The 26,544-nt window shown below is 71.8% G+C and carries 24 protein-coding genes; 17 read left to right on the forward strand and 7 right to left on the reverse strand.

Annotated elements, in window-relative coordinates:
• Nucleotides 1-23: 23 nt before the first annotated feature.
• The gene (locus tag ACIHEJ_RS15685) at nt 24-1,196 is read right to left on the reverse strand and encodes a PP2C family protein-serine/threonine phosphatase (protein ID WP_400135365.1); all 1,173 of its coding nucleotides are present in this window, start codon (nt 1,194-1,196) and stop codon (nt 24-26) included.
• A gap of 199 nt (nt 1,197-1,395) precedes the next feature.
• Between ACIHEJ_RS15685 and ACIHEJ_RS15690 the strand changes: the two genes are divergently transcribed.
• The gene (locus ACIHEJ_RS15690) at nt 1,396-2,637 is read left to right on the forward strand and encodes a GNAT family N-acetyltransferase (RefSeq protein ID WP_400135366.1); all 1,242 of its coding nucleotides are present in this window, start codon (nt 1,396-1,398) and stop codon (nt 2,635-2,637) included.
• 106 nt (nt 2,638-2,743) lie between these two features.
• Here ACIHEJ_RS15690 and ACIHEJ_RS15695 read toward each other — a convergent pair whose 3' ends face one another.
• Nucleotides 2,744-3,553, reverse strand: coding sequence for an Fpg/Nei family DNA glycosylase (locus tag ACIHEJ_RS15695; protein WP_400135367.1), 810 nt, complete (start codon nt 3,551-3,553; stop codon nt 2,744-2,746).
• 85 nt (nt 3,554-3,638) lie between these two features.
• Nucleotides 3,639-4,124, reverse strand: coding sequence for a ribose-5-phosphate isomerase (locus ACIHEJ_RS15700; RefSeq protein ID WP_400135368.1), 486 nt, complete (start codon nt 4,122-4,124; stop codon nt 3,639-3,641).
• Between the two features lie 224 nt (nt 4,125-4,348).
• Between ACIHEJ_RS15700 and ACIHEJ_RS15705 the strand changes: the two genes are divergently transcribed.
• Together ACIHEJ_RS15705 and ACIHEJ_RS15710 are read left to right on the forward strand one after the other, a co-directional pair.
• The gene (locus ACIHEJ_RS15705; protein ID WP_400135369.1) at nt 4,349-5,773 is read left to right on the forward strand and encodes an amino acid permease; all 1,425 of its coding nucleotides are present in this window, start codon (nt 4,349-4,351) and stop codon (nt 5,771-5,773) included.
• 266 nt (nt 5,774-6,039) lie between these two features.
• A complete protein-coding gene (locus ACIHEJ_RS15710; RefSeq protein ID WP_400135370.1) occupies nt 6,040-6,246 on the forward strand; it encodes a hypothetical protein in 207 nt (68 codons plus the stop codon).
• Between the two features lie 112 nt (nt 6,247-6,358).
• Here the strand turns inward: ACIHEJ_RS15710 and ACIHEJ_RS15715 are convergent, their stop codons facing one another.
• Complete coding sequence (locus ACIHEJ_RS15715) at nt 6,359-6,937, reverse strand: biotin transporter BioY (protein WP_400135371.1); 579 nt, start codon at nt 6,935-6,937, stop codon at nt 6,359-6,361.
• A gap of 427 nt (nt 6,938-7,364) precedes the next feature.
• On the opposite strand from ACIHEJ_RS15715, the gene ACIHEJ_RS15720 reads away from it, so the two are divergent.
• From ACIHEJ_RS15720 to ACIHEJ_RS15770, 11 genes are all read left to right on the forward strand, one after another.
• On the forward strand, nt 7,365-8,582 hold the full coding sequence (locus tag ACIHEJ_RS15720; protein ID WP_400135372.1) for an ROK family protein: 1,218 nt from the start codon (nt 7,365-7,367) through the stop codon (nt 8,580-8,582).
• A gap of 207 nt (nt 8,583-8,789) precedes the next feature.
• On the forward strand, nt 8,790-9,833 hold the full coding sequence (locus ACIHEJ_RS15725; RefSeq protein WP_400135373.1) for an ABC transporter substrate-binding protein: 1,044 nt from the start codon (nt 8,790-8,792) through the stop codon (nt 9,831-9,833).
• Nucleotides 9,830-10,675, forward strand: coding sequence for an ABC transporter permease (locus ACIHEJ_RS15730; RefSeq protein WP_400135374.1), 846 nt, complete (start codon nt 9,830-9,832; stop codon nt 10,673-10,675). The genes ACIHEJ_RS15725 and ACIHEJ_RS15730 overlap by 4 nt, the downstream gene beginning before the upstream one ends.
• The gene (locus ACIHEJ_RS15735; RefSeq protein ID WP_400135375.1) at nt 10,651-11,385 is read left to right on the forward strand and encodes an ABC transporter ATP-binding protein; all 735 of its coding nucleotides are present in this window, start codon (nt 10,651-10,653) and stop codon (nt 11,383-11,385) included. Before ACIHEJ_RS15730 ends, ACIHEJ_RS15735 begins: the two co-directional genes overlap by 25 nt.
• Nucleotides 11,382-12,725 carry an LLM class flavin-dependent oxidoreductase gene (locus ACIHEJ_RS15740; RefSeq protein ID WP_400135376.1) on the forward strand — a complete coding sequence of 448 codons (1,344 nt, stop codon included), beginning with the start codon at nt 11,382-11,384 and terminating at the stop codon, nt 12,723-12,725. Before ACIHEJ_RS15735 ends, ACIHEJ_RS15740 begins: the two co-directional genes overlap by 4 nt.
• An 11-nt stretch (nt 12,726-12,736) precedes the next feature.
• On the forward strand, nt 12,737-13,627 hold the full coding sequence (locus tag ACIHEJ_RS15745; RefSeq protein WP_400135377.1) for a TauD/TfdA dioxygenase family protein: 891 nt from the start codon (nt 12,737-12,739) through the stop codon (nt 13,625-13,627).
• A gap of 121 nt (nt 13,628-13,748) precedes the next feature.
• Nucleotides 13,749-15,131 carry an amino acid permease gene (locus ACIHEJ_RS15750; RefSeq protein ID WP_400135378.1) on the forward strand — a complete coding sequence of 461 codons (1,383 nt, stop codon included), beginning with the start codon at nt 13,749-13,751 and terminating at the stop codon, nt 15,129-15,131.
• A gap of 119 nt (nt 15,132-15,250) precedes the next feature.
• Nucleotides 15,251-15,898, forward strand: coding sequence for a superoxide dismutase (locus ACIHEJ_RS15755; protein WP_400135379.1), 648 nt, complete (start codon nt 15,251-15,253; stop codon nt 15,896-15,898).
• 162 nt (nt 15,899-16,060) lie between these two features.
• On the forward strand, nt 16,061-16,189 hold the full coding sequence (locus ACIHEJ_RS15760; protein ID WP_400135380.1) for a hypothetical protein: 129 nt from the start codon (nt 16,061-16,063) through the stop codon (nt 16,187-16,189).
• A 147-nt stretch (nt 16,190-16,336) separates the two neighbouring features.
• A complete protein-coding gene (locus tag ACIHEJ_RS15765) occupies nt 16,337-16,708 on the forward strand; it encodes an extracellular solute-binding protein (RefSeq protein WP_400135381.1) in 372 nt (123 codons plus the stop codon).
• A gap of 7 nt (nt 16,709-16,715) precedes the next feature.
• Nucleotides 16,716-18,143, forward strand: a complete 1,428-nt coding sequence (locus ACIHEJ_RS15770; protein WP_400135382.1) for an FGGY family carbohydrate kinase — start codon at nt 16,716-16,718, stop codon at nt 18,141-18,143.
• Between the two features lie 26 nt (nt 18,144-18,169).
• Here the strand turns inward: ACIHEJ_RS15770 and ACIHEJ_RS15775 are convergent, their stop codons facing one another.
• Entirely contained in the window at nt 18,170-18,814 is a 645-nt protein-coding gene (locus ACIHEJ_RS15775) for a DsbA family protein (protein WP_400135383.1), read from the reverse strand.
• Between the two features lie 138 nt (nt 18,815-18,952).
• On the opposite strand from ACIHEJ_RS15775, the gene pepN reads away from it, so the two are divergent.
• From pepN to ACIHEJ_RS15790, 3 genes are all read left to right on the forward strand, one after another.
• Nucleotides 18,953-21,529: an aminopeptidase N gene (gene pepN / locus ACIHEJ_RS15780; RefSeq protein WP_400135384.1), complete on the forward strand. Its 2,577-nt coding sequence runs from the start codon at nt 18,953-18,955 to the stop codon at nt 21,527-21,529.
• Nucleotides 21,530-21,749: 220 nt separating this feature from the next.
• Nucleotides 21,750-22,799, forward strand: a complete 1,050-nt coding sequence (locus ACIHEJ_RS15785; RefSeq protein WP_400135385.1) for a hypothetical protein — start codon at nt 21,750-21,752, stop codon at nt 22,797-22,799.
• A gap of 328 nt (nt 22,800-23,127) precedes the next feature.
• Nucleotides 23,128-23,937 carry an SGNH/GDSL hydrolase family protein gene (locus ACIHEJ_RS15790; protein WP_400135386.1) on the forward strand — a complete coding sequence of 270 codons (810 nt, stop codon included), beginning with the start codon at nt 23,128-23,130 and terminating at the stop codon, nt 23,935-23,937.
• A gap of 21 nt (nt 23,938-23,958) precedes the next feature.
• Here ACIHEJ_RS15790 and ACIHEJ_RS15795 read toward each other — a convergent pair whose 3' ends face one another.
• Together ACIHEJ_RS15795 and ACIHEJ_RS15800 are read right to left on the reverse strand one after the other, a co-directional pair.
• Nucleotides 23,959-25,152, reverse strand: a complete 1,194-nt coding sequence (locus ACIHEJ_RS15795) for a glycosyltransferase (RefSeq protein ID WP_400136114.1) — start codon at nt 25,150-25,152, stop codon at nt 23,959-23,961.
• Between the two features lie 152 nt (nt 25,153-25,304).
• A complete protein-coding gene (locus tag ACIHEJ_RS15800) occupies nt 25,305-26,486 on the reverse strand; it encodes a serine hydrolase domain-containing protein (RefSeq protein ID WP_400135387.1) in 1,182 nt (393 codons plus the stop codon).
• Nucleotides 26,487-26,544 lie beyond the last annotated feature (58 nt).

The following is a 26,544-nucleotide window of genomic DNA, read 5'->3' on the forward strand; positions in this document are numbered from 1 at the left end:
GACCCGGGTTCAGGTCCCCGCCCTCAGCGGGCGCCCGCCGACGCCTCGCGGCAGATGAGCAGCAGGGCCCGGTCGTCGTTGACGTCCTTCGCGACCGCCTCGATGAGGTGCCAGGCGGCGCCGTGGAAGCCGCCGGCGACATAGCGGTCGGCCTCTCCGGTGAGGCGGTCGATGCCTTCCACGATGTCCCGGTCCGAGGTCTCCACCAGACCGTCCGTGAACAGCATCAACACGTCACCCGGCCGCAGCGAGCCCTTCACGGGGTCGAACTGCGCACCGTCGTACACACCGAGCAGCGGGCCCTCGGCGGCCTTCTCCTCCCAGCGCCCGCTGCCCGCGCTCAGCTGCAGGCCCGGCGGATGCCCGGCGGTGTACAGCTCGTAGTCCCCGGAGTCCAGGTCCAGCACCAGGTGGATGGAGGTGGCGAAGCCCTCGTCCCAGTCCTGGCGGAGGAGATAGCCGTTGGCCGCGGGCAGGAAGGCGTGCGGGGGCAGCGAGCCGAGCAGTCCGCCGAAGGCGCCGGACAGCAGCAGGGCGCGCGAGCCCGCGTCCATGCCCTTGCCGGACACGTCGGTGAGGACGACCTCCAGCGTCCGGCCGCCGTTCGTCCGGGCCGCGACGACGAAGTCCCCGGAGAACGACTGCCCGCCCGCCGGGCGCAGCGCCATCTCGTGGTGCCAGCCCTGCGGCAGCTTCGGCAGCTTGCTCTGCACCCGGATCCGCTCGCGCAGGTCGAACAGCATGGTTCCGCCGCGCCGCCAGGGCACCCCGACCCGGCTGCGGAACTGGGCCGTCAGCAGGCCGAAGAAACCGCAGGCGGCCACGACCAGCACCACACCCGGAGTCACCCGGCTCGGCCCCTCGGTGTACGGGCCGAGCCGCACCGACTCCACGATCAGCGCGGTGGCCCCCGCGGCGTACAGGCCGAGCAGGCTCGCCGGGCGCAGCAGCAGCCCGCCGGCGACGATCGGCAGCACCAGGGTGGCCGGGGAGCACCACACCGAGTTCATGAGGGTCATGGCCGCGAGGACGGGGATGGCGATCAGCAGTCCGGCGAACGCGATCCAGTCCGAGCCGTTGCCGCGGAAGTAGTCCACGGCGCTTCTGCGCAGCCCGACTCGGGCCCGGTGCCAGTGCATCTTCCACCGGGCCGTGAACGTTTCGGCCTTCGCGCGCCGCTCTCGTCCTGCTGCCATTAGTTCGGGACCCTATCCATCGCACCGGCTGCTTGGCACGGGAGGTCCCACTTGTCCCCCGTGCGAGGTCCGACTTCGCGGTTCGTCCTGTGGTTCGTCCTGCGGTTCGTCCTCACAGTGAACGGCACGCGGGGCCATCGCGCCGCCGTCCGGGAGAAATTCGCTGGCTCGTCCCGCAATGCCCTGATAGGCATGGCGCATGGGGACTGACCGCGGTACCGAGTTGAGGACGCTGCGCCCGGAGGAGTTCGACCGCTGGTGGGACCACCTGGTCCGCGCGTTCGGGGGCGGTCCCGCCTCGCCCGAGGAGCGCGAACTGGACAAATCGCTCACCGAGTTCGACCGTTCCTTCGCCGTCTGGGACGCCGGCGCGGTCGTCGGGACCTCGGGGGCCTTCAGCTTCCGGATGACCGTGCCCGGCGGGGCGGTGGTGCCCACCGCGGGCGTGACCATGGTCAGCGTGGCCGCGACGCACCGGCGGCGCGGGATGCTGACGTCGATGATGCGGCGCCTGCTGGACGACGCCCGCGCCCAGGGCGAGCCGCTGGCGGCGCTGTTCGCCTCGGAGCCCGCGATCTACGGCCGGTTCGGGTACGGCACGGCGACCTTGCAGCTCAACGCCGAGATCGACACCGGTCGGGTCACCCTGGCGCTGCCCGAGGGCACCGACGAGGTCCGCGTGCGCTACGCCCCGCCCGCCGACGTCCTGAACGAGTGCGAGGCGGTCTACGCGGCCCTGGTGCCCCGCCGCCCCGGCATGCTGGCCCGGCAGCCCGGCTGGGAGCGGGCCGGGCTGCTCGACCCGGAGAGCGACCGGGACGGCGCGTCGGCCCTGCAGTGCGTGGTCGCCGAGCGGGACGGCGAGGTCACCGGGTACGCCCGCTTCCGCACCAAGCTGGGCTGGGGGCCGGGCGGGCACGACGGCACGGTGACGCTGGAGGACCTGGCCGGGCTCGATCCGGCGACCGAGGCCGCACTGTGGCGTTTCCTGTTCGGCATCGACCTGATGACGACACTGAGCGTGCGGGGACGGCCGGTCGACGAGGCCTGGCAGCATCAGGTCTCCGACATCCGCCGCTGCCGGCTGCGGCTGCGGGACGCCGCACACCTGCGCCTGGTGGACGTGGGTGCGGCCCTGTCGGCGCGCACCTATGTGGCGCCCGTGGACGTCGTGCTGGACGTCGAGGACCCCTTCTGCCCGTGGAACGCGGGCCGTTGGCGGCTGACGGGCGATGCCAAGGGCGCGTCCTGCGAGCGGACCGCCGACGCGCCCGATCTCTCCCTGAGCGTACGGGAGTTGGGGGCGGCCTACCTCGGCGGTGTGTCCCTGCTGTCGCTGGCGGCGGCCGGGCGGGTGCGGGAGGTGCGGCCGGGGGCGTCGGCGGAGGCGTCGGTGGCGTTCGGCTCACCGGTGGCCCCGTGGCTGCCGCACGGCTTCTAGATCACCAGCTCCGCGGTCACCGTCGTCGCGGTCACTTCCTCCGCGGTCACTTTCTCCGCGGCCACTCCCTCCGCGGTCACTTCCTCCGCGGTCACTCTCTCCGTGCTCACCGCTCCTGGCACGTGGGGCACCAGAAGAGGTTGCGGGCGGCGAGGCCGGCGGTGCGGATCTCGTCGCCGCAGATGTGGCAGGGCTGCGGGGCGCGGCGGTAGACGTACACCTCGCCGCCGTGGTCGTCCACGCGCGGCGGGCGGTTCATGGCCTCCGGCGTGTGCTCGGGGCGGACGGTGTCGATCCGGTTGTTCCTGACCCCCTCACGCATCAGCTCGACGAGGTCGGCCCAGAGGGCGTCCCACTCGCGCGGGGTGATCTCCCGGCCGGTGCGGTACGGGTCGATGCCGTGCCGGAAGAGGACCTCGGCCCGGTAGACGTTGCCGACGCCGGCGACGATCTTCTGGTCCATGAGCAGCGCGGCGATCGTCGTACGGCTGCGGGAGATCCTGCGGTAGGCCGACGCCGGATCGGCGTCATCGCGGAGCGGGTCGGGGCCGAGGCGGCCGTGTATCGCCCGCTTCTCGGTGTCGGTGATCAGGGCGCAGGTGGTCGGGCCGCGCAGGTCGACGTAGGAGGTGTCGTTCGCGAGCCGGAGCCGGACGGTGTCGGTCGGCGGGGGCGCGGGGGCGTCACCGAAGCCGACCTTGCCGAAGAGGCCGAGGTGGATGTGGACCCAGTCGGTGTCCCGGAAGCGGAGGAAGAGGTGCTTGCCGTGAGCCTCGGTGCCGGTGAGCACGGCGCCGTTCAGCAGCTCGGCGGCGTCGGAGAACTTGCCCTGCGGGCTGCTGACCCGGGCGGGCCTTCCCGAGAAACGCTCGGCGTAGTCCTGGGCCAGCCGGTGGATGGTGTGCCCTTCAGGCAAGGCTGAACTGTCCTTTCCGACCGATCTTCTGCCCACCCGCCCACCGAGCCGGGTGGGCGGGGTGGCCCAGGAGCCCCTCGGGGTCCTACTGCTGCGGGTGGTGGGCCGGGATCGGGGGAAGGTCGCCCGTCGTCTCGTACGCGGCCAGCATGTCGATCCGGCGGATGTGGCGCTCGTCACCCGAGAACGACGTGTTCAGGAACACCTCGACGAATTTCGTCGCCTCCTCCGTGCTGTGCATGCGCGCACCCACGGCCACCACGTTGGCGTTGTTGTGCTGCCGGCCGAGCGCGGCGGTCTCCTCGCTCCAGGCCAGCGCGGCCCGCACACCCTTCACCTTGTTCGCGGCGATCTGCTCACCGTTACCGGAACCGCCGATGACGATGCCGAGGGCCTCGGGGTCGGCGGCCGCCTTCTCCGCGGCACGCAGGCAGAAGGGCGGGTAGTCGTCCTGGGCGTCGTAGATGTGCGGCCCGCAGTCGACGGGCTCGTGCCCCGCCGCCTTGAGCCACTCGACGAGGTGGTTCTTGAGTTCGTAGCCCGCATGGTCGGAGCCGAGATACACGCGCATGGGACGAGTGTGACACGCCCCCATCGGGGCAGCAGCCCCGGGTGGCGGCGCCGGACCGGGCCGATCGCGGTCGGAGAGATGTGAGGCAGACCATAGAACCTCAAGGGAACCTCAAGTAACGATATGGATTCAGAGGTTCCCGAATTCGTTCGCCTCGGATTCACTGGACCGTCTCGTACACCGCTCGTACGAATTGCTCCGCCTGGCGTAAAGGAAATCCGTCCATGACCCCTGGTTCGGGCCTTCAAGCAGGACTCAAGAACCGCCACCTGACGATGATCGCGATCGGTGGTGTCATCGGAGCCGGCCTCTTCGTCGGTTCCAGCTCGGGTATCGCTACCGCGGGACCCGGCATCCTTCTGTCGTACGCACTCGTCGGCACCCTCGTCGTCCTCGTGATGCGCATGCTCGGCGAGATGTCCGCCGCGAACCCCACCTCCGGCTCCTTCTCCGCGCACGCCGACCGTGCCCTCGGCCGCTGGGCCGGGTTCTCGATCGGCTGGCTCTACTGGTTCTTCTGGGTCGTCGTGCTGGCCGTCGAGGCCACCGCCGGCGCCAAGATCCTCGAGGGCTGGGTGCCGGCCGTCCCGCAGTGGGGCTGGGCGCTCATCGTGATGGCCGTGCTGACCGCGACCAACCTGGTCTCCGTCGGCTCCTACGGCGAGTTCGAGTTCTGGTTCGCCGGTATCAAGGTCGTCGCCATCGGTGCCTTCATCGTCGTCGGCCTGCTGGCCATCTTCGGCGTGCTGCCGGGCGTCCACGCCGACAAGGCCTCCTTCGGCAACCTGGCGAACCACGGCGGCTTCCTGCCGCACGGCCCCGGTTCGATCCTCACCGGTGTGCTGCTGGTCGTCTTCTCCTTCATGGGCAGTGAGATCGCCACCCTGGCGGCCGGCGAGTCCGAGGACCCGCAGAAGGCCGTCACCAAGTCCACCAACAGCATCATCTGGCGTATCGGCGTCTTCTACCTGGGCTCGATCCTCGTCGTGGTCTCGCTGCTGCCGTGGAACGACCAGTCCATCCAGAAGAACGGCTCGTACGTCGCCGCCCTGGACTCCCTCGGCATCGCGCACGCCGGCGAGATCATGAACGTGATCGTGCTGACCTCGGTGCTGTCCTGTCTGAACTCCGGCCTGTACACGGCCTCCCGCATGGCCTTCTCGCTCGGCCAGCGCGGTGACGCCCCGAAGTCGTTCGCCCGCACCACGGCCCGTGGTGTGCCGATGGCCGCGATCCTGTCCTCGGTCGTGTTCGGCTTCGTGGCGGTCTTCTTCAACTACATGTACCCGGACACCATCTTCCTCTTCCTGCTCAACTCCAGCGGTGCGGTCGCCCTGTTCGTGTGGCTGGCGATCTGCTTCTCGCAGCTGCGGATGCGGAAGATCATCCAGCGGGAGACGCCGGAGAAGCTCGTCGTGAAGATGTGGCTGTACCCGTACCTCACCTGGGTGACGGCGGCCTTCATCGTCTTCGTCCTCGGTTACATGCTGACCGACACCAAGGGCGAGAGCAGCGGCCGTACGACCGTGCTGCTGTCCTTCGCGGTGGCGGCGGTCGTGGTGGTGATCGCCTTCGTGAAGCAGGCGCTCAGCAAGAACCAACCGGCCCCCGCGGTCGAGACCCCGACCGACAAGGTCTCCGTCGGCTGAGCCTGCTCCGGCTGAACATGGCCGCATGACCTGACGACACCTGTCGGGTCATGCGGCCATGCTGCGTTCCATGCCCCCCCGGATCCGTCCCGTCTGCCCGCCGGGGTGCAGGCCACCGGGCACGGGCGCACGCCGGGCGGCGGGCTCGGCGTCCGCACGCGGCGGTTCGGTCACGCGGCCGACCATGCGTGGAAAGTGGACCCGGCGGCCGCGCTGCGGGCCTGCGAGGCCTGGGCGCGGACCTCCCCGCAAGAGCCACCGGATGTGTGTCCCGCCGGCTCGACCACCTGGACGGGGCGCCGGCGCGGCCGGCGCCGAACGCGGTGCCGTACCGCGAAGGGCGGTTCCTGCTGCGGCCGTCGACCGTCGGCGACCGGGAGGAGGCACGGGCCGTGCTGGACCCGGCGTCCGCACTCACGGCCGGCGACACGCGCGGCCGGTCGCTCGACGTCGCCTTCGGGGCGGGCGGGTGACCGGGGCGCCGGGTTGTACGGCCCGCAGACGCGGAAGAGGCTCGCCGGGCTCAAGGAGAGCTACGATCCGGCGAACCTCTTCCGCAGGAACTACGGCGTCAGCGCACAGGCGTCAGCGCTTGCCGACGAGCTTCCAGGCGCTGGGCATGACGCCCATCGCCAGGGCCGCCTTCACGGCGTCGCCGATCAGGAACGGGGTGAGGCCGGCCGCGACGGCCTGGGAGGCGGAGAGGTGGGCGGCGTAGGCCAGGTACGGGACGCCGATCGCGTAGATGATCGCCTCGCCCAGCAGCATCGTGCCCGCCATGCGCAGCACGGAGCGGTCGGCACCGCGCCGGGCCAGGGCGCCCACGACGGTGGAGGCGAGCAGCATGCCGAGGACGTAGCCGAAGGAGACGGAGGCGCCGGAGCTGCCCTCGGCGAACCACGGGACGCCGGCGAGTCCGGCCAGCGCGTAGAGGACGAGCGAGGCCAGGCCGCGGCTCGCGCCCAGCGTCGTGCCGACCAGCAGCGCGGCGAAGGTCTGGCCGGTCACCGGCACCGGGGAGCCCGGCACGGGGACCGAGAGCTGGGCCGCGAGGCCGGTGAGCGCGGCGCCGCCGAGCACGAGGGCCACGTCCCGGACGCGGGACGCGGGCAGCAGGTCGGCGAGGACCTCGCGGGGGCGGGCGGTGGCGGCAGCGGTGCTCATGGGGACTCCGCGGGTGACGGGGACATGCTGGGACACGGTGACGCTATCCCAGCCTCCGCGAGCCGATCACCGTCAGCGCTCGACAAAGGGGGGAACGACGGCTTGGTGGGCTCCGGACAAAGAGTGGGGGTTACACCGACCAGGGCGTGACACTGGTCACTGAGGCGGGGACGTGTGGCTCACTCGGCGGGGCGTCGCGCGGACTGTGGAGTCTCACCAAATGAATCCGGGTCGTCTGGTCGGATTCACCTTTCCTGGCCTACCCTTCCAGCCATGGTCGCCCAGTCCCGGTACTTCACGTCGCGTCGCCATGTCGACCTGCGACGCCAGGGCACGGCCACCTGTCGCCGCCCGGGGTAGGGGCGGACCGCTCGGCGCGCCCCCGCCTTCCGCGACGTGTCGGCCCCGTTCCCGAGGACGGTTCTCCATGCCCCGTACCGCGGCATCCGCTCCTGTCTCCCCCGTTCCCCGCCTCACGCCCGTCTTCCGTGCCGCCGACAGCGACCGACGGCGCACCAGCGCCAGTGTCGTGCTGCGCTCGGTGCTGGAGCACGGGCCGGTGGCGCGCAGCACCATCGCCCGGCTGACCGGGCTCTCCCCTGCGTCGGTGACGGAGCACTGTGCCCGGCTCACCGGACTGGGCCTGGTCCGGGAGTCCGCCGCGCCACGCCGCTCGAACGGGGTGGGCCGGCCGCACGTCCCCGTCGACCTGGACGACACCCGGTTCCTGGTCGGCGGGGTGCATGTGGCCGTGCCGTACACCACGGTGGCGCTGCTGGACCTGCGCGGCCGGGTGGTGGCCCGGCGGGAGCTGAAGCACGAAGGGACCGATCCCGGACGGGTGCTGGCGCGGGCCGCCGAGGGGCTCGCCGGGCTGCTCGCCGGGGTGCCGGGCCGCCGCCCGCTGGGGGTCGGGGTCGCGGTCGGCGGCTGGGTGGACCGGGAGACGGGCACCGTGGTCGAGCACGAGCTGCTGGGCTGGCGGGAGGTGCCGGTGCGGGAGCTGCTCGGGGCCCGTACGGGCCTGCCGGTGCACGTGGACGGGCACGCGCGGGCGCTGGTGAACGCGGAGCGGCTGTTCGGACGGGCCCGGGGCAGCCGCAGTGTGCTGCACCTGTTCGTCGGCAACGTGGTCGACGCGGCCTTCGCCACCAACGACGAAGTGCACCACGGCCCCCGCTCGGCGGCCGGCGCCATCGCCCATCTGCCGGTGCCGGGCGGCGGTGAGCCGTGCGGGTGCGGCCGTACCGGCTGCCTCCAGGCGGAGTTGAGCGAGCGGACGTTGTGCCGCCGGGCCCGGGCGGCCGGGGTGACCGACTCGGCGAACCCGATGCGTGTGGTGGCCGCGGCGGCGGCCGGGGAGGCGGTGGCCCGGCGGCTGCTGGCGGAGCGGGCCCGGGCGACCGGGCGGGCGGCCGGGCTGCTGCTCGACGTGCTCAACCCGGAGACCGTCGTCGTGACCGAGGTGGGCGTCATCCACTTCGAGGACTGCCTCGCCGCGCTGCGGGAGGCGGCCGGCACGGCCCGTTCGGCGGCCGTCCTCCCGACGAGTTTCCCGGATTCCGTGCTGGCGGTGGCGGGTGGATCCGTGGTGCTGGACGCATTGTTCCGGGATCCGCTGTCCGCCTCACCTGAGGATATTTAATTCAGAACCTCCGAATGTTGACAGAGGGTGCTCTTGGTCAGGAACATGCTGGTCATGAGCCTCTTCGCCAGCTGTCGCACCCTCTGTTGCTGACACATTGCCGCGCATGAAGCGCGTGTTTCCCGCTGTGTGAATGCTGTTTCTTCCGGACCTTCTCACCGGAATTCCTTCTGCCTTTCCCCTCTTTTTTGTCCCGGGAGTACTCCCATGCGCCGTCGTCTCTTTCTCACCTCCGTGCTGGGCGCGTCCGCCGCCGTGGCGGGCCTCAGCGGCTGCGCCGAGGGCGAGTCCTCCGCCGCCACCCAGGGCGCCGCCACCAAGCCGCTCGCGGACAAGGTCCCGGCCGGCACCAGCCTGAAGATCGCCTCCTACCTGGGTCAGCAGCAGCTGCAGTTCCGGCTGGCGAAGCTGCCCGAGCTGCCCTTCACGGTGTCCAACTGGCTGAACATCGGGGCCGGACCGGATGTCATCAACGCCTTCCGCGCCAAGTCGCTGGACCTCGCCAACAACGCCGGCATCCCGCCGATCCAGGCGCACTACCAGGGCTACGACGCGAAGATCGTGGCGATCGACCTCACCCGCAAGCCCAACTACCTCTTCGCCACCAAGCCCGGCAGCGACATCCACACCGTCGACGACTTCAAGGGCAGGCGGCTGGCCTTCTCGCAGGGGCAGGCGCAGGGGGTCGTCCTGCTCCGGGCGCTGAAGAAGGCCGGCCTGAGCTACGACCAGGTGAAGCTGGTGCCGCTGACCAGCAACCAGTTCTTCACCGCCCTGCAGTCCGGGCAGGTGGACGTGGCCCCGCTCGCCATCAGCCAGGCGCCCGCCTACCTCAAGCAGTACGGGGCGAAGGGCGCCCGCACCATCGACACCGACGTCGTCGACCTGCTCAACCTGCTGTGGGCGCCGCAGTCGGTGCTGAGCGACCCGGCGAAGGCCGCCGCGGTCGCCGCCTACATCCCGCAGTGGGCGCAGGGCCAGGTGTGGGCGTACGAGCACCCGGACGTGTGGAACGAGCAGTTCTACGTCAAGACGCAGAACCTGACCCTCGCGCAGGCGCAGAGCATCACCAAGCTGGCCAACAAGCCCCTCTTCCCGCCCAGTTGGGACGAGGCGATCAAGTGGGAGCAGGAGACCGCGGATCTGCTCGCCGAGGGCGGGTTCGTGAAGAAGTTCGACGTCTCCTCGCTCTTCGACCACCGCTTCGAGTCGATCGCCGCCAAGGCCGTACCCCAGGAGTACCGGAAATGACCGCCGTCACCACGTCGACCGCCGTGCCGGCGACGGCGGCCGGGGATCTGCCCCAGGTCCGCCTGCGCCGCCGCCTCTCCCCCGGCCGCCGGCTGCCCGCCGCCCGGCTGATCGGCCCCCTCGCGTTCTTCGCCCTGTGGGCCGCCGCCTCCGCCGCCGGGTCCCTCGATCCGGCCGCCGTCCCCGCGCCCTGGACGGTGCTGCGGACCGCCGGTCATCTGTGGACCGACGGCACGCTGCCCACCGATGTGGTGACCTCGCTGAAGCGGGCCGCGTACGGCTTCGCGATCGGCCTGGTGGCGGGCGTGCTGCTGGCACTCGCCTCCGGGCTGAGCCGGACCGGCGAGGCGCTGATCGACGGGACCGTGCAGCTCAACCGGGCGATCCCCACCCTCGGTCTGATCCCGCTGTTCATCCTCTGGCTGGGCATCGGGGAGACCTTCAAGGTCGCCGTCATCGCGATCGTCGTCTACATCCCGATCTATCTGAACACGCATGCCGCGCTGGCCGGCATCGACAGCCGGTACGTCGAACTCGCCGAGGTGCAGGGGCTGTCGCGGTTCACCTTCATCCGCCAGGTGGTGATCCCCGGCGCGCTGCCCGGATTCTTCGTGGGACTCCGGCTCGGTGTGACCGGCTCCTGGCTGGGCCTGGTGGTGCTGGAGCAGATCAACGCCACCAGCGGGCTCGGCTACATGATGTTCCAGGCGCAGAACTACGGCCAGACCGACGTCATCCTGGTCGGCCTGCTGATCTACGGCGTCTTCGGCCTGATCTCCGACAGCGTGGTCCGTCTCGTCGAACGGAGGGTGCTGTCATGGCGCCGCACACTCAGCAGCTGACCCGGCCCGCCGTCCGGCTCCGCGGCCTGACCCGGTCCTTCGAGGGCCGTACGGTGCTCGACGGCATCGACCTGGATCTGCCCGCCGGGCAGTTCACCGCTCTGCTCGGGCACAGCGGCTCGGGCAAGAGCACGCTGCTGCGGGCGGTCGCCGGACTCGACCACGGGGTCGCCGGCAGCGGGCGGCTCACCGCCCCGGAGCGGGTGTCGGTGGTCTTCCAGGACTCCCGGCTGCTGCCCTGGCGCCGGGTGCTGGACAACGTCCTGCTGGGAACGGACGGCACGGACGCCGCGGAACGCGGCCGGGCCGCCCTCGCGGAGGTCGGCCTGAAGGGCCGGGAGCGCGCCTGGCCGGGCGAGCTGTCCGGCGGTGAGGCCCAGCGGGCGGCGCTCGCCCGCTCCCTGGTCCGTGAGCCCGAACTCCTGCTGGCCGACGAGCCGTTCGGGGCGCTGGACGCGCTGACGCGGATCAAGATGCACAACCTGCTGCGCGACCTGTGGAAACGCCACCGGCCGTCGGTGCTGCTGGTCACCCACGACGTGGACGAGGCGATCGTGCTCGCCGACCGGGTCCTCGTCCTCGACCGCGGCCGCATCGGCCTCGACCTGACCATCGACCATCCCCACCCGCGCTCCTACCGCGAGCCGCTGCTGGGTGAGTACCGCGAGCGGCTCCTGGCCGCCCTGGGCGTCACGGAGGACCACCGGTGACCGTGAGAAGACTCCACCTCAACGCGTTCCTCATGAACACCGGCCATCACGAGGCCTCGTGGCGGCTGCCGGAGAGCGACCCGTACGCGCACGTCGACCTCCAGCACTACGTGAACCTCGCCCGGACCGCCGAGCGCGGCACCTTCGACTCCCTCTTCCTCGCCGACGGCCCCCAGCTGTGGAGCAGTCTCGCGCAGCGCCCGGCCGGCGCCCTGGAACCGCTGACCCTGCTGACCGCGCTGGCGACGGCCACCGAGCACATCGGCCTGATCGCCACCGCCTCCACCTCCTACAACTCCCCCTACAACCTGGCCCGCAAGTTCGCCTCGCTGGACATCATCAGCGGCGGCCGGGCCGGGTGGAACATCGTCACCACGGCGGGAGCGGAGGCGGCCCGCAACTTCGGGCTGGACGCGGAGCCCGCGCACGCCGAGCGGTACGCGCGCGCCGCCGAGTTCCTCGACGTGGCGCTGAAGCTGTGGGACAGCTGGGAGGACGACGCGATCGTCGCCGACAAGGCCGCCGGTGTCTGGGGCGACGACGGCAAGATCCATCCGCCCCGGCACCGGGGGACGTACTTCAGCGTCGCGGGCGCCCTCAACGTCCCCCGTACGCCCCAGGGCTACCCGCTCCTGGTGCAGGCGGGGTCGAGCGAGGACGGCAAGGCGTTCGCCGCCCGGTACGCGGAGGCGGTCTTCACCGCCCAGCAGACCCTCGCCGACGCGCAGGCCTTCTACGCCGACCTCAAGTCCCGTACCGCACGGGCCGGCCGCGACCCCGGGCACATCAAGGTGCTGCCCGGGATCGTGCCCGTCCTCGGCTCGACGGAGGCCGAGGCACGGGCGGCGGAGCAGGTGCTGGAGGACCACATCGTCCACGACCACTCGGTGGCCCGGCTGGAGAACCTGCTCCAGCTCCCGGCCGGGACCCTGGAGCTGGACCGGGAACTCCCCGCCGACCTGCCGCCCGAGTCGGCCGTCGAGGGCGCCAGGAGCCGCTACGCGCTCGTGGTCGAGCTGGCCCGGCGCGAGCGGCTCACCGTCCGGCGGCTGATCGGCCGGCTCGGCGGCGGACGCGGGCACCTCACCTTCGCCGGGACGCCCGAGCAGGTCGCCGACCAGATCGAGATCTGGTTCACCCAGGGAGCGGCCGACGGCTTCAACATCATGCCGCCCGTACTGCCCTCCGGTCTGGACGCGTTCGTCGAGCACGTCGTCCCGCGCCTGCGTGCCCGCGGCCTGTTCCGCACCGAGTACGGCCCCCGCCGGACCCTCCGGGAGCGCTACGGCCTGCCCCGCCCCGCCAACCAGTACCTCACCCCGGCTCCCGCCCTCGTCTGAAAGGAACCGCCATGTCCCTCGAGATCACCAAGGTCACGGCACGCATCGGCGCCCGTGTCTCCGGCGTCGACATCACCCGGCCGCTCGCCCCGGAGGAGGTCGCCGCGATCCGCGAGGCCCTGAACGCCCACAAGGCGCTCGTCCTCGACGCGGGCGGCCTGGACGACGCGGGTCAGCAGGCCTTCGCCCGGCACTTCGGCGACCTGACCACCGCCCACCCGACGGTCGGCGCCGTCGAGGGCGCCCCGAACGTGCTGCCCGTCGACAGCGAGCGGGGCCGCGCCAACCACTGGCACACGGACGTCACCTTCGTCCTCAACCCGCCGCAGGCCAGCACCCTGCGCTCGATCACCGTCCCGCCGTACGGCGGCGAGACCCTGATCGCCAACGCGGCGGCGGCCTACCGCGACCTGCCCGAGCCGCTGCGCCGGCTCGCCGACACCCTGTGGGCCGAGCACACCAACGACTACGACTACGCGGTGCCGGACGAGGCGGTCGACGAGGAGCAGGCCGCCCAGCGCGCCGAGTTCACCTCGATCAAGTACCGCACCGCGCACCCGGTGGTGCGGGTGCACCCGCTGACCGGGGAGCGCGGCCTGTTCATCGGAGGGTTCGCGCAGCGGATCGTCGGACTCTCCGTCGGTGAGTCCCGCAAGGTGCTCGACCTGTTCCAGGCGTACGTCACCCGCCCGGAGAACGTCCTGCGCCACCGCTGGGCGGAGAACGAGCTGGTGCTCTTCGACAACCGGATCACCCAGCACTACGCCATCGACAACTACGACGGCCGGCCGCGCCGGCTGCACCGGGTGACCGTCGCCGGTGACATCCCGGTCGGCGTCGAGGGCAAGGAGAGCTACTCGGTCGAGGGCGACGCCTCGCACTACACGCCGGTCGCCGCGTGACCCGTCCGTGACCCTGCGTACAGCAGGTGTCCGGATACTGGGCGGTCCCTCCGCGTGAGCGGACGGGCCGCCCAGACTGACGGGGTTTTTACCCGCCCCTTGCACTGGGAGAGCCGTCCCCATGCCCAGCAGCACCTCCACGCAGACGCCGCCTCAGGAACAGGGCGCCTCACTCTCCCACGGCCTCAAGCAGCGCCATCTTTCGATGATCGCCCTCGGCGGGGTGATCGGCGCGGGCCTGTTCGTCGGCTCCGGCGCGGGCATCGCCGCGGCCGGCCCGTCCATCGTCGTCGCCTACGCGCTCTCCGGACTGCTGGTGATGCTGGTGATGCGGATGCTCGGCGAGATGTCGGCCGCCTACCCGTCGTCGGGTTCCTTCTCCGCGCACGCCGAGCGGGCGATCGGCCCCTGGGCGGGCTTCGCCGCCGGCTGGTCCTTCTGGGTGCTGCTGTGCACGGCCGTCGGCCTGGAAGGCATCGGCGCCGCGAACATCGTGCACGGCTGGCTGCCGGGCACCCCGACGTGGGCCTGGGTGGCGCTGTTCATGGTGGTGTTCCTCGGCACGAACCTGACCGCCGTGAAGAACTTCGGCGAGTTCGAGTTCTGGTTCGCCGCGCTGAAGGTCGGCGCGATCAGCCTGTTCCTGATCCTGGGCGTGCTGGCCATCGCGGGCGTCCTGCCCTCCACCCCCGCGCCGGGCACCTCGAACCTGACCGACTTCATGCCGCACGGCAGCCAGGGCCTGCTGGTCGGCCTGCTGGCCTCGGTGTTCGCGTACGGCGGCCTGGAGACGGTCACCATCGCGGCGGCGGAGTCGGAGAACCCCGTCCAGGGCGTGGCCTCCGCCGTGCGCACGGCGATGTGGCGCATCGCGCTCTTCTACATCGGCTCGATGGCGGTCGTGGTCACCCTGCTCCCGTGGGACTCCGCGGAGGTCGTGGCGAAGGGTCCGTACGTCGCCACGCTCGACCACCTGGGCATCCCCGGTGCCGGCCAGGTGATGAACGTGGTCGTCCTGGTGGCCCTGCTCTCCGCGATGAACGCCAACATCTACGGCTCCTCGCGCATCGCCTACTCGCTGGTCGAGCGCGGCCAGGGCCCGAAGGCACTGGCGAAGCTGTCCGGCGGTGTGCCCCGGATCGCGGTGCTCACCTCCTGCGTCCTCGGGTTCGTCTGCGTCCTGTTCAGCTACTGGAGCCCGAACGGCGTCTTCAAGTGGTTGCTGAACATGATCGGCGCGGTCATCCTGGTCGTCTGGATCTTCATCGCCGTCTCCCAGCTCCTGCTGCGCCGCCGGATCGAGCGCGAGGCACCCGAGAAGCTGGTCGTACGCATGTGGCTGTTCCCGTGGCTGACCTGGGTCGCGCTGGCCGGCATGGCCGCGATCTTCGTGCTGATGGCCCGGCAGCCCGACACCCGGGTCCAGCTGTACTCGACGGGCGCCATGACCCTGTTCCTGGCGGCGGTCGGCTACGCCTGGCAGCGGGCCCGCGCCCGGCGCTGACACCCTGACGGCGAGGCCCCCGTGTGCACGACACACGGGGGCCTTTCCGTTGCCCGCCCACTGTTGTTGCTAGCGTGTACTTGCAAGTGACTTGCAATAAGGTTCCGGAGGGGACACCCATGCCCGTCTACACGCTGCCCGACCTGCCCTACGACTACTCCGCGCTCGCCCCCGTGATCAGCCCCGAGATCATCGAGCTGCACCACGACAAGCACCACGCGGCCTACGTGAAGGGCGCCAACGACACCCTGGAGCAGCTCACCGAGGCACGCGACAAGGAGATGTGGGGGTCGATCAACGGCCTGGAGAGGAACCTGGCCTTCCACCTCTCCGGGCACATCCTGCACTCGATCTACTGGCGGAACATGACCGGCCCGAAGGACGGCGGCGGCGAGCCGCTGGCGGCCGACGGCGTGGGCGGACTGGCGGAGGCGATCAAGGAGTCCTTCGGCTCCTTCGCCGCCTTCAGGACCCAGCTGTCCAAGGCGGCGGCCACCACCCAGGGCTCGGGCTGGGGCGTCCTCGCGTACGAGCCGCTGAGCGGGCGGCTGATCGTGGAGCAGGTCTACGACCACCAGGGCAACGTCGGCCAGGGCGCGACCCCGATCCTGGTCTTCGACGCCTGGGAGCACGCCTTCTACCTCCAGTACCGCAACCAGAAGGTGGACTTCGTCGAGGCCATGTGGCAGGTGGTGAACTGGCAGGACGTGGCCGGCCGCTACGAGGCCGCCGCGTCCCGCGCGAACGCCCTGCTGCTCGCCCCCTGAGGCCCAGGCTCCCCCCCAGACGTCCTGCCTCGTGATCGCCTTCTCACCCTTCACGTCGGCAGGCGGATGAACGGAGAACCCCCGTGAGGACGTGACTCACGGGGGTTCTCCTCACCTCCGACTCCACCGACCGGTCGCCGCCCGGTCATCTCGGAGGCCACCGTGAAGACCCGTCAGCTGCGCCTGTTCGCCGAGCTCGACGTCAACGACCGGACCCGGGCGGTGGTGGTGGCCATGGAGCGGGGACTCCTGCCACGCCCCCGACCCCGCTCCTCGCGGCCCGCCCCGTGAACTTCCCACTGTCCGCTGCGATGTGCCGCCGATTTCCGCGTGCGCGGGGGATTGACGGCCTTCGGCTGCCGTTACACCCTCTGTTGGCGAGTCGACTCACCCTGTTGACCCCGCCCGACCCCACCGCCCCACCGACGGAGGTCACGGATGGACAGGCATGTGCACGACCGACGACACTTCCTCCAGCTCGGCGGAGCCCTCACCGCCACCCCGCTGCTCGCCGCCTGCGGCACCGGGTTCGGCGGCAACGACGGGAACAAGGGCGGCGGGTCGGCCGCGGACGACGTCACCGGGTCCTTCGACCGGAAGCGGGAGAAGGGCACCACCCTCAAGGCGCTGCTCAACAAGCACCCGTACACCGACGCCCTGATCGCCGACCTGAAGTCCTTCACCGACAAGACCGGCATCGAGGTGCGGTACGACGTCTTCCCCAAGGACAACTACTTCGACAAGCTCACCGTCGACCTGTCCAGCGGGCGTGCGTCGTACGACGTCTTCATGCTCGGCGCCTACATCTGAGGGTGTCGTGTTCGTCGGGATCGATGTGGGCACGTCCATGGTGAAGGCCGCCGCCTTCGACCGCACCGGCCGTCAACTGGGCGTCGAGGCGCGTGCGGTGGGGTACGGCGTCCGCCACGGGGCGGTGGAGCAGGACATGCGGGCGGTGTACGCGGCCGTCGTCGGTGTGCTGCGGGAGCTGACCGGACGGCTGGAGGAGCCCGTGGAGCTGGCCGGGCTGACCGGGCAGGGCGACGGGGTGTGGCTGGTGGACGCGGCGGGCCGGCAGGTGCGGCCGGCGCTGTCCTGGATGGACGGCCGGGCGCACGAACTGGTGGACCAGTGGATGGCGGACGGCACCTTCGAGACGGTCTTCCGGCGCACCGGCAGCGCCATGTTCCCGGGCTGTCCGGGTCCGCTGCTGGCCTGGCTGGACCGGCACGAGCCGGCGTCGCTTGACCGCGCGGCGGCGGCCGTCTTCTGCAAGGACATGGTCTTCCAGCGGCTGACCGCTGCCGAGCGGGCGGTGACGGACGTGTCGGACGCGTCGATGCCGTTCCTGGACCCGCGCACCCGGCGCTACGACAACGGGGTGGTGGAGCTGCTCGGGCTGACCCACCGGCGGCGGCTGCTGCCCCCGGTCGGCGACCCGATCGCGACGGGCGAGGCGAGCGGTGTGGGGCTGCCCGCCGGGACTCCGCTGGCGAACGGCCCGTACGACCTGCCCGCGTGCGCGCTCGGCGCCGGGGTCACCGCCCCCGGCGACGGCCTGCTGATCGTCGGCACCTGCCTGGCGAGCCTGGTCGCCACCGCCGAGCTGGACCTCAGCGGCGAGCCGGCCGGGCTGTACATCTCCACCGACCGGCCGGGCCACTGGCTGCGCGCGATGCCCGCGATGGTCGGCACGGCGGCACTGGACTGGGTGCTGGCCACGACGGGCGCCCGCCACGACGAGTTGGACGCCCTGCTCGCCGAGGCCCCGCCCGGCGCGTCGGGGGTGCGGGTGCTGCCGTACCTCGCTCCCTCCGGTGAGCGGGCGCCCTTCGTGGAGCCGGGGCTGCGGGCCGAACTGCTCGGCGTCTCCCTGGAGACCCGGCCCGCCCATCTGGTCCGGGCCACCTGCGAGGGCATCGGCTACGCGGCCCGGCACTGTATTCAGGCGGCCGGTCTGACCGGGACGCTCGCGGTGTGCGGCGGCGGAACCCGCAGCCCGGCCTGGACACAGCTGCTGGCGGACGTGCTGGGCCGGCCGCTGAGGGTGGTGGAGGGCGAGGTCGGCGCGCGGGGCGCGGTGCTGGCGGCGGCCGAGCGGTACGGGGTGCCGCTGGACAGCGCCGCCTGGACCGAGCCGACCCGGGTGATCGAGCCGGCCCCGGATCGGGCGGCGTTCTACACGAAGGGGTACGACGAGCACCTGGAGCTGCTGGCGCGGGCACGGCGACGGGCCCGGCGCTGAACGCGCCCGGGCCCGGCCGGCAGGACTTACAGGTTGCTGAAGTCGGGGCCCTTGGTGCGGGTCCGCTTGATCTCGTAGAAGCCGGGGACCGAGGCCACCGCGATGGTGCCGTCCCACAGGCGGGCCGCCTCCTCGCCCTTCGGGGCGGGGGTGACGACCGGGCCGAAGAAGGCGATCTGCTCGCCGTCGGGGCCGGGGACCGCGATGACCGGGGTGCCGACGTCCTGGCCGACCTTCTCGATGCCCTCCTTGTGGGAGGCGCGCAGTTCGGCGTCGAACTCGAAGTCCGTCTGCTCGGCGTAGTCGATCAGCTCGGCGGGCAGGCCGACGTCGGCGAGGGCGCCGGCGACGGCCTCCAGGGTGGGGCCCTCGCCGTTGTTGTGGATCCGGGTGCCGAGCGCGGTGTAGAGGGGACCGAGGACGTCCGCGCCGTGCTTCTGCCAGGCCGCGGTGACCACGCGGACCGGCTGCCACGCCTTGGTCGCGAGCATCTCCCGGTACTCCTCGGGCAGCTCGTCGAGCTTGTCCTCGTTGAGCACGGCGAGGCTCATGACATGCCAGCGGACCTCGATGTCACGGACCTTCTCCACCTCCAGCACCCAGCGGGAGGTCATCCAGGCCCAGGGGCACAGCGGGTCGAACCAGAAGTCGACGGGGGTCTTCTCCGACATGTCTCTCCTCATGAGGAACCCTTTTCCGCGAAAACACCCTTGCCCGCTCCGCCATTCCCCGGTGCCCCGTGTCAGGGGCGCATGGCAGGATCGGTCCTGTTCCGCCCTCATCCACGCGATCACAAGGGAGTGCCGTCCGTGCCCGGTGAGAATCTGTCCCGCGACGAGGCCCGGGAGCGGGCCGCCCTGCTGTCCGTCGACGCGTACGACGTGTCCCTGGACCTCAGGTCCGCCGTCGGCGACGGGAACGGCGAGCCGCGCACGTTCCGCTCGGTGACCACGATCCGGTTCCGCTGCAACGAGCCGGGGGCGGCGAGCTTCGCCGACCTGATCGCGCCGAGCGTGACCGCCGTGTCGCTCAACGGCCGGGACCTGGACCCGAGCGAGGTCTTCGACGGCTCCCGCATCGCGCTGGAGGACCTGGCCGCCGAGAACGAGCTGGTGGTGGACGCCCGGTGCGCCTACTCCCGCACCGGCGAGGGCATGCACCGCTTCGTCGACCCGGAGGACGGCGAGGTCTACCTGTACACGCAGTACGAGCCGGCCGACGCCCGCCGGGTCTTCGCCAACTTCGAGCAGCCGGACCTGAAGGCGCCGTACCGCTTCGAGGTGACGGCCCCCGAGGGCTGGACGGTGTGGAGCAACGGCGCGGGTGAACACACCGACGGGGTCTGGCGGTTCGCGGAGACGAAGCCGATCTCGACGTACATCACGTGCGTGGTCGCGGGTCCGTACCACTACGTCACCGACTCCTACACCCGTACGTTCGAGGACGGCACGAAGCTGGAGGTCCCGCTCGGCGCGCTGTGCCGCAAGGGCCTGGCCCCGCACTTCGACGCGGACGACGTCTTCCTCGTCACCAAGCAGGGCCTGGACTTCTTCCACGACCACTTCGACTACCCGTACCCGTTCGGGAAGTACGACCAGGCGTTCGTGCCCGAGTACAACCTGGGCGCGATGGAGAACCCGGGCCTGGTGACCTTCCGCGAGGAGTACATCTTCCGCGGGAAGGTGACGCAGGCGTCGTACGAGGCGCGGGCCAACGTCGTCCTGCACGAGATGGCGCACATGTGGTTCGGCGACCTGGTCACCATGGAGTGGTGGGACGACCTGTGGCTGAAGGAGTCCTTCGCGGACTTCATGGGCACGTTCGCCAACGTGGGCGCGACCCGGTTCACCAACGCGTGGATCACCTTCGCCAACCGCCGCAAGGCGTGGGCGTACCGCGCGGACCAGCTGCCGTCCACGCACCCGATCACGGCGGACATCCGCGACCTGCAGGACGCCAAGCTGAACTTCGACGGCATCACCTACGCCAAGGGCGCCTCGGTGCTCAAGCAGCTGGTGGCGTACGTCGGCCAGGACGCGTTCCTGGAGGGCGCCCGCCGCTACTTCAAGCGGAACGCGTACGGCAACACGCGCCTCGGCGACCTGCTGTCGGTGCTGGGCGAGACCAGCGGCCGGGACATGTCGGCGTGGGCGCGCGCGTGGCTGCAGACGGCCGGGGTGAACTCGCTGACCCCGCAGGTGCTGCTGGACGCGGAAGGCCGGGTGGCGGAGCTGGCGGTGCTGCAGGAGGCCCCCGAGTCGCATCCGGAGGAGCGCCCGCACCGGGTCGCGGTCGGCCTGTACCGCCGTACGCCCGAGGGCGCGCTGGAGCGGTACGCGCGCGTGGAGACGGACGTGGAGGGCCCGCGGACGGTCGTGGCGGAGCTGGCGGGTGCCGAGGCTCCCGAGCTGGTGCTGGTCAACGACGACGACCTGACGTACTGCAAGATCCGTTTCGACGAGACCTCGCTGGACACGCTCCGGGCGCACCTGGGTGCCCTGACCGACCCGCTGGCCCGTGCCCTGTGCTGGTCGGCGCTGTGGAACATGACCCGGGACGCGCTGCTGCCGGCGCGCGACTTCGTCGACCTGGTGCTGCGGTTCGCGGGCCGCGAGTCCGAGATCGGGGTGCTGCAGATGCTGCACGCCTGGGCGGACTCCGCGCTGGAGCACTATGCGGCGCCCGCGTGGCGGGAGACGGGCGGGCAGCTGCTGACGGAGGGTGCGCTGCGGGAGCTGCGGGCGGCCGAGCCGGGCAGCGAGCACCAGCTGGCGTGGGCCCGGTTCTTCGCGTCCGTGGCCTTCGCCGAGACCGACCTGGCCCTGCTGAGGGACCTGCTGGACGGGACGAGCACGGTCGACGGGCTGGAGGTGGACCAGGAACTGCGCTGGGCGTTCCTGGAGCCGCTGGCGGCGCACGGCGGGGCCGACGAGTCGGTGCTGGCGGCCGAACTCGCCCGGGACGACACGGCGTCCGGCAAGCGGCACCAGGTCCGCTGTCTGGCGGCCCGCCCGTCGGCGGCGGTCAAGGCGCAGGCGTGGGCCCAGGTGGTGGAGTCGGACACCCTCTCCAACGCCCTCGTGGAGGCGACGATCGCGGGCTTCGCCCGGCCGTCTCAGCGGGAACTGACCGCGCCGTACACGGAGAAGTACTTCGCGGCGATCGAGCGGATCTGGCGGGAGCGGTCGATCCAGATCGGCATGGACGTGGTGCGCGGGCTGTTCCCGGTGTACCAGGACTCGCCTCAGACGCTGGCCGCGACGGACGCATGGCTCTCGGCCCACGCCGACGCGCCGCCCGCCCTGCGCCGGCTCGTCCTGGAGTCGCGGGACGACCTGGCGCGGGCGCTGCGCGCACAGGAGTGCGACGCGGCGGCCGACCGCTGACCCCGCCCCCCGAGCTTTGGCCTGAGGTTGGCCACCGGGTGACCGTTACGGAATCCAGTCAATAGCACCCGTAACCCCTGGTCCGCACCCGAACGGACCAGGGGTTTTCCCTGCCTGATCGGCATCCGAACACATGACCTTTAGTGTCGGGTTGTCCGCATTTCTCGACGACCGTGTAACACCGGTTACGGGTGGGACGGGACGCGGGAACTTCGAGGCCATGACGCACAACACCCCGCTCTCCCCCCGCCCCCTCCGCCACCTCTCCGAGGTCCACCGCCGCGTCCTGTCCACGGCCCAGCTCCGCTCCCACGGCGTGACGACGGCCGAGCTGAACGACCGGTGCCGCGCCGACGGCCCCTGGCAGCTGCTGCTCCCGAACGTGGTCCTCCTGCACCCCGGTCCGCCGACGAGCGAGGAGCGGCTGCACGGGGCCCTGCTGTACGCGGCCCGCGAGTCCACGCCGGGCGTGCCGGTCCAGCCGACGGCCGAGGGCCCGCACCGCCCGTTCTACGCGGAGGCGATGATCACGGGTCTCGCGGCCCTGACCCTGTACGGCTTCTCCTCCACCCCGCCGCTGCTCGCGCTGGAGCGCATCGACGTCCTGGTCCCCCGCCTGCGCCGGCTGCGCTCCACGGGCTACGTGCGGGTGCTGCGCACCCCCTCGCTCCCCACCCCGCGCACGGTGACGGGTCTGCCGGTGGCACCGGTGCCGAGGGCGCTGGCGGACGCGGTCGCCGAGCTGACGGACGCCCAGGCCGTACGCCGGCTGCTGACCGAGGCGGTGCGCGCGGGCCTCTGCGAACCGGCCGCCGTGGTGAAGGAGTTGACCCTGGCGAAGCTGCTGAACCACCCGCACGTGGTGGACGCGGTGGACGCGCTGCTGGCGGAGGGCCGGTCGATCGCGGAGGACCGCCTCTACCGGATGGTCACCGAGTACGGCCTGCCGGACCCGGTGTGGAACGTGGACCTGCGCCTGCCGGGCGGACCGCACCTGGGCGGCGTGGACGCCTACTGGCCGGACCAGGCGGTGGCGGTCGAGCTCGACACCCGCGCCCCGCGCCACGACCAGCGGGAGGACGAGGACGAGGTGTGGTCGGAGTACGCGCGCAAGAGGGAGCACCTGGAGCGGCTCGGGATCACGGTCGTGCACATCACGCCCAAGAAGCTCGGGGACGCGACGGACCAGCAGGCGGCGGTGATCCGCACCGCGCTGATGGCCTCCGGCGACCGCGACCCGGCCGCCTACGTCGTGGTGCTGCCCCGGTAGTGACGGCCGGAATGACAGCCGGGGGGAGCATCGGGAGGGGAGAGGAGGGGCCACCGGAGCCGATCCGGTGGCCCCTCCTCGTGCGCGCCCGTCCGTACGCGGCTGTCCGTACGGGCCGCGACCTCTCGTGCGCGGCGGGTGACGGCGAACGGGTGACGGCCCTTCGGGTGAAGTCCGCCGGACCGCCGCGCGCCACGGGCCCGGACCCGGACCGCCCCCGTGGCAGGACGCGGCGGCCGATGCATGCCCGCGGGCGTCCGGCCAGCCGAGGGCGCCGGACGGGCGACCGGCCCGCGCGGGACCGGCCGGGCCGCGCTACACGAGAGGTATGCGACAGTCCCGGATAGTGGCGTGTTCGTCCTCGCTCCTGCTCGCCGCCGCCTTCGTCCTCGCCGGCCCGGCGACGGCCCAGGCGGCGCCTTCGGCGGTGACCCCCGCCTATGTGGCCCTCGGCGACTCCTACTCCGCCGGCGTGGGCGCCGGTGACTACCTCCCCGGCCCCGCGGGCTGCAAGCGCAGCAGCCGGTCGTACCCCGTCCTGTGGGCGGCGGCGCACCGGGCGGGGACCTTCGCCTTCACCGCCTGCAACGGCGCCCGGGCGAGCGACGTCCTGGCCGACCAGCTCGGCCCGCTCGGCCCCGGCACCCGGCTGGTCAGCCTGACCGTCGGCGGCAGCGAGTCGGGCTTCGGCGCCGTCATGACGATCTGCGCGCTGGGCGGCGCCACTCCCTGCCTGTCCGCGGTCGAGCACGCCCGCACCACCATGGACAGCTCCCTCCCGCAGGGCCTGGACCGGCTCTACTCGGCCATCCGGGACCGGGCTCCCGCCGCCCACGTCGTGGTGCTCGGCTATCCGCACCTCTACCAGCTCGGCGGCACCTGCCGGGCGGGCCTGCGGGACAGCGAGCGCGCCGCCGTCAACGACGCCGTCGACCACCTCAACGGTGTGATCGCCAAGCGCGCCGCCGACCACGGGTTCACCTTCGCCGACGTCACGACCGCCTTCGCGGGCCACGAGATCTGCTCCCGCAGCCCCTGGCTGCACAGCGTCGACGTGCTCGCGGTCACCGAGTCGTACCACCCGACGGCACCGGGACAGCAGCTCGGCTACCTGCCCGTCCTCGACCGGGTGTCCTGAGCGGGGCCGGCGGCCCGGCCGCTACCGCGGCTCCCGCAGCGTCGGTGCGGGCGCGGCCTCCGTGTGCACGCGGTCCAGCAGGGCCGCGTAGGCCGCGATCATCCTCGTACGGCTGAACCGCTCGCGGGCGGCCTCCAGCGCCGGGGCGAGGGCCGGGCGGCCCGCGACCGCGGCCGTCCAGGCCAGGGCGATCGCGCCCGGGTCCGGCGGGGTGACGAAGCCGAGGCCCGCGACGAGGGACGCGCTGTCGCCGACGTCGGTCGTCACCGGGACCGCGCCGCACATCATGCCCTCGATCAGGCACAGCGGGGCGGCCTCCCCGGAGACGGAGGTCAGGGCGACGGCGTCGGCCCCGGCGTACACCTTCTCCATGTCCTGCCGTACGCCCAGCAGGTGCACCCGGCCGGCGAGGTCCGGGGCGTCCGCGAAGGCGTCGGCCAGGTCGGCGCGCAGGGCGGGGTTGGCGTCCGTCATGCCGGCCCCGCACATCACCACGTGCCCGCCGCCCTCGCGGCCCAGCCAGGTGCGGGCGGCGGCGAGCAGGAGGGGGACGTTCTTCATCGCGGCGTACCGGGCGGCGAAGACGATCACCGGCGCCCCGGGCGCGATGCCGAGGGACGACCGGAAGGCGAGCCGGGCCGCCCCGTCGGGGCGGAACCGGAGCAGGTCCACGCCGTTGGGGATGACGTGCAGCAGGTGGGACGGGATGCCGGCCGCCTCGTACGCCGCCCGCGTCGACTCCGCGCAGCACACGCAGGCCGCCACCGTGCCGTCGGCGATCGCGGCCTTCAGCTCGTCCAGCGCGGGGCCCTGGTTCTCCGGGTCGGAGCGGTGCAGGCAGACCACGACCGGGCGGCGGGGCAGGCCGGCCTGGTTGAGGAGGGCCAGCGGCTGCTCCTTCAGGGAGAGGATCACATCCGCGCCCGCCGTCACCCGTGCCGTTTCGGCCAGCTCCGGGCCGCTGAAAACGTTCGCCGCGACCGTGCCGTCGACCAGGCCCGCGCTGCGGCCCAGGGAGGTGACACCGACCCCGCCGGCCGTGAGCGAGCGGTAGCAGGGGTCGTCCTCCATGCGCTGCCGGGTGGCCTCGCGGTGGACCTCTCCGTGGATGCTGAGTACCTGGTGGGACTGGCCGCCCTCGGCCAGTCCCAGGACGACGTCACTGTGCACGATCCGGGCTCCTCCGGAGAAGAAACCCTCGTAGACCGAGAGCACACGCAGTTCGTGCCGAGCGCGCACGACGACCACCCGCCTTGCATAAATGATCGAGAAGATCGAGCCATCCCCGTCCATCGCGGGTTAGCCGATATGAGGCGGTACGGACATTGCGTACGTGTTAACACGAAGCGACGCGAATGAAACGTTGGCTAACAGAATTCCGCTTCGGCCACGGCACGGGCGTCCCCGGTCCAGTCACCGTTGAAATTGGACGCGAGGGAATGCCGGCCGTCCTCCGTCGTGATCGCCACAGAGGTCGATCCGTGAATGCCACCGTCGTGGCCCCAGACGTGAACGCCGCAGCTCAGCGGGGTCTCCATGAGCCCGAGACCATAGCTTCCCGCGTTCGGGGCTTCTTTGATCTCGACCGTCGTCTTCATTTCCTTCAGCTGATGCGGCGGAAGGAGTTTTCCGCCGAGCAGGGCACTGTAGAAATGATCGAGATCCGCGGAGTTCGAGATCATTTCCCCGGCGGTGGAGGCCAGGGACGGGTTCAGGTTCGTGACGTCGTACGTCGGCCCCTTCGGGTCGGTGAATTTCGAGTACGCGCGGCTGCTCGGCTGCGGCACGGTCACCCGTGTCCCGGGGAGGGACGTGGCCCTCAGATGCAGGGGCCCGATGATGCGGCGGGTGATCTCCTCGGCGTACGGGCGACCCGTCACCTTCTCGATCACCATGCCGGCCACCACGAAGTTGGTGTTGGAGTAGTGCCAGGAGGTGCCCGGCGCGAAGTCCGGCTCGTGCCGCATGGCGATGGCCACCAGGCGGCCCGGGGTGAGCGTGACGTAGCGGTGCCGGTCGAAGCCCTCCTTGGTGAAGTAGTCCCGGCCGAAGCCCTCGTCCTCGGTGTAGTTGTAGATGCCGCTGGTGTGGTTGAGCAGCTGACGGACGGTGATGCGGCGGCCGTCGTGGCCGTGGCCGTGCACCACGCCCGGCAGCCACTTCTCCACGCTGTCGTCCAGCGACAGCCGGCCCTCGGACTCCAGCTGGAGCAGGACGGTCGAGACGAAGGTCTTGGTGATGCTGCCGACGCGGTAGCGGTCGGCCGCCGAGCGCGGCGCGCCGGTGCGCAGGTCGCCTGTGCCCACGGCCGTGGACCAGGTGCCGTGCACGTCCCGCACGGTGGCGGTCGCGCCGGGCACCCCGGCCACGACGGCCGCTTCGAGGGCCTTGCGAGTGTCGGCGTGGGCCTTGCCGGTGTCGGCGTGGGCCTTGCGGGTGTCGGCGTGGCCCCCGGCGGAACGGCTCCCCGTGGCGGCGGCCGCCGGGGCCGCGAGGGCCGCCGTCAGGAGTACGGCGGTGGCTCCCACCAGTGTCGTCCTCACGCGCATGTCTTCCCCCAACCTGTGGTGTTCGGTGCGGTCGGGGGAAGAAACCGGTGCGGGAGGT

Source organism: Streptomyces sp. NPDC052301 (assembly GCF_044593395.1).
In the GTDB taxonomy this organism is placed as follows: domain Bacteria; phylum Actinomycetota; class Actinomycetes; order Streptomycetales; family Streptomycetaceae; genus Streptomyces.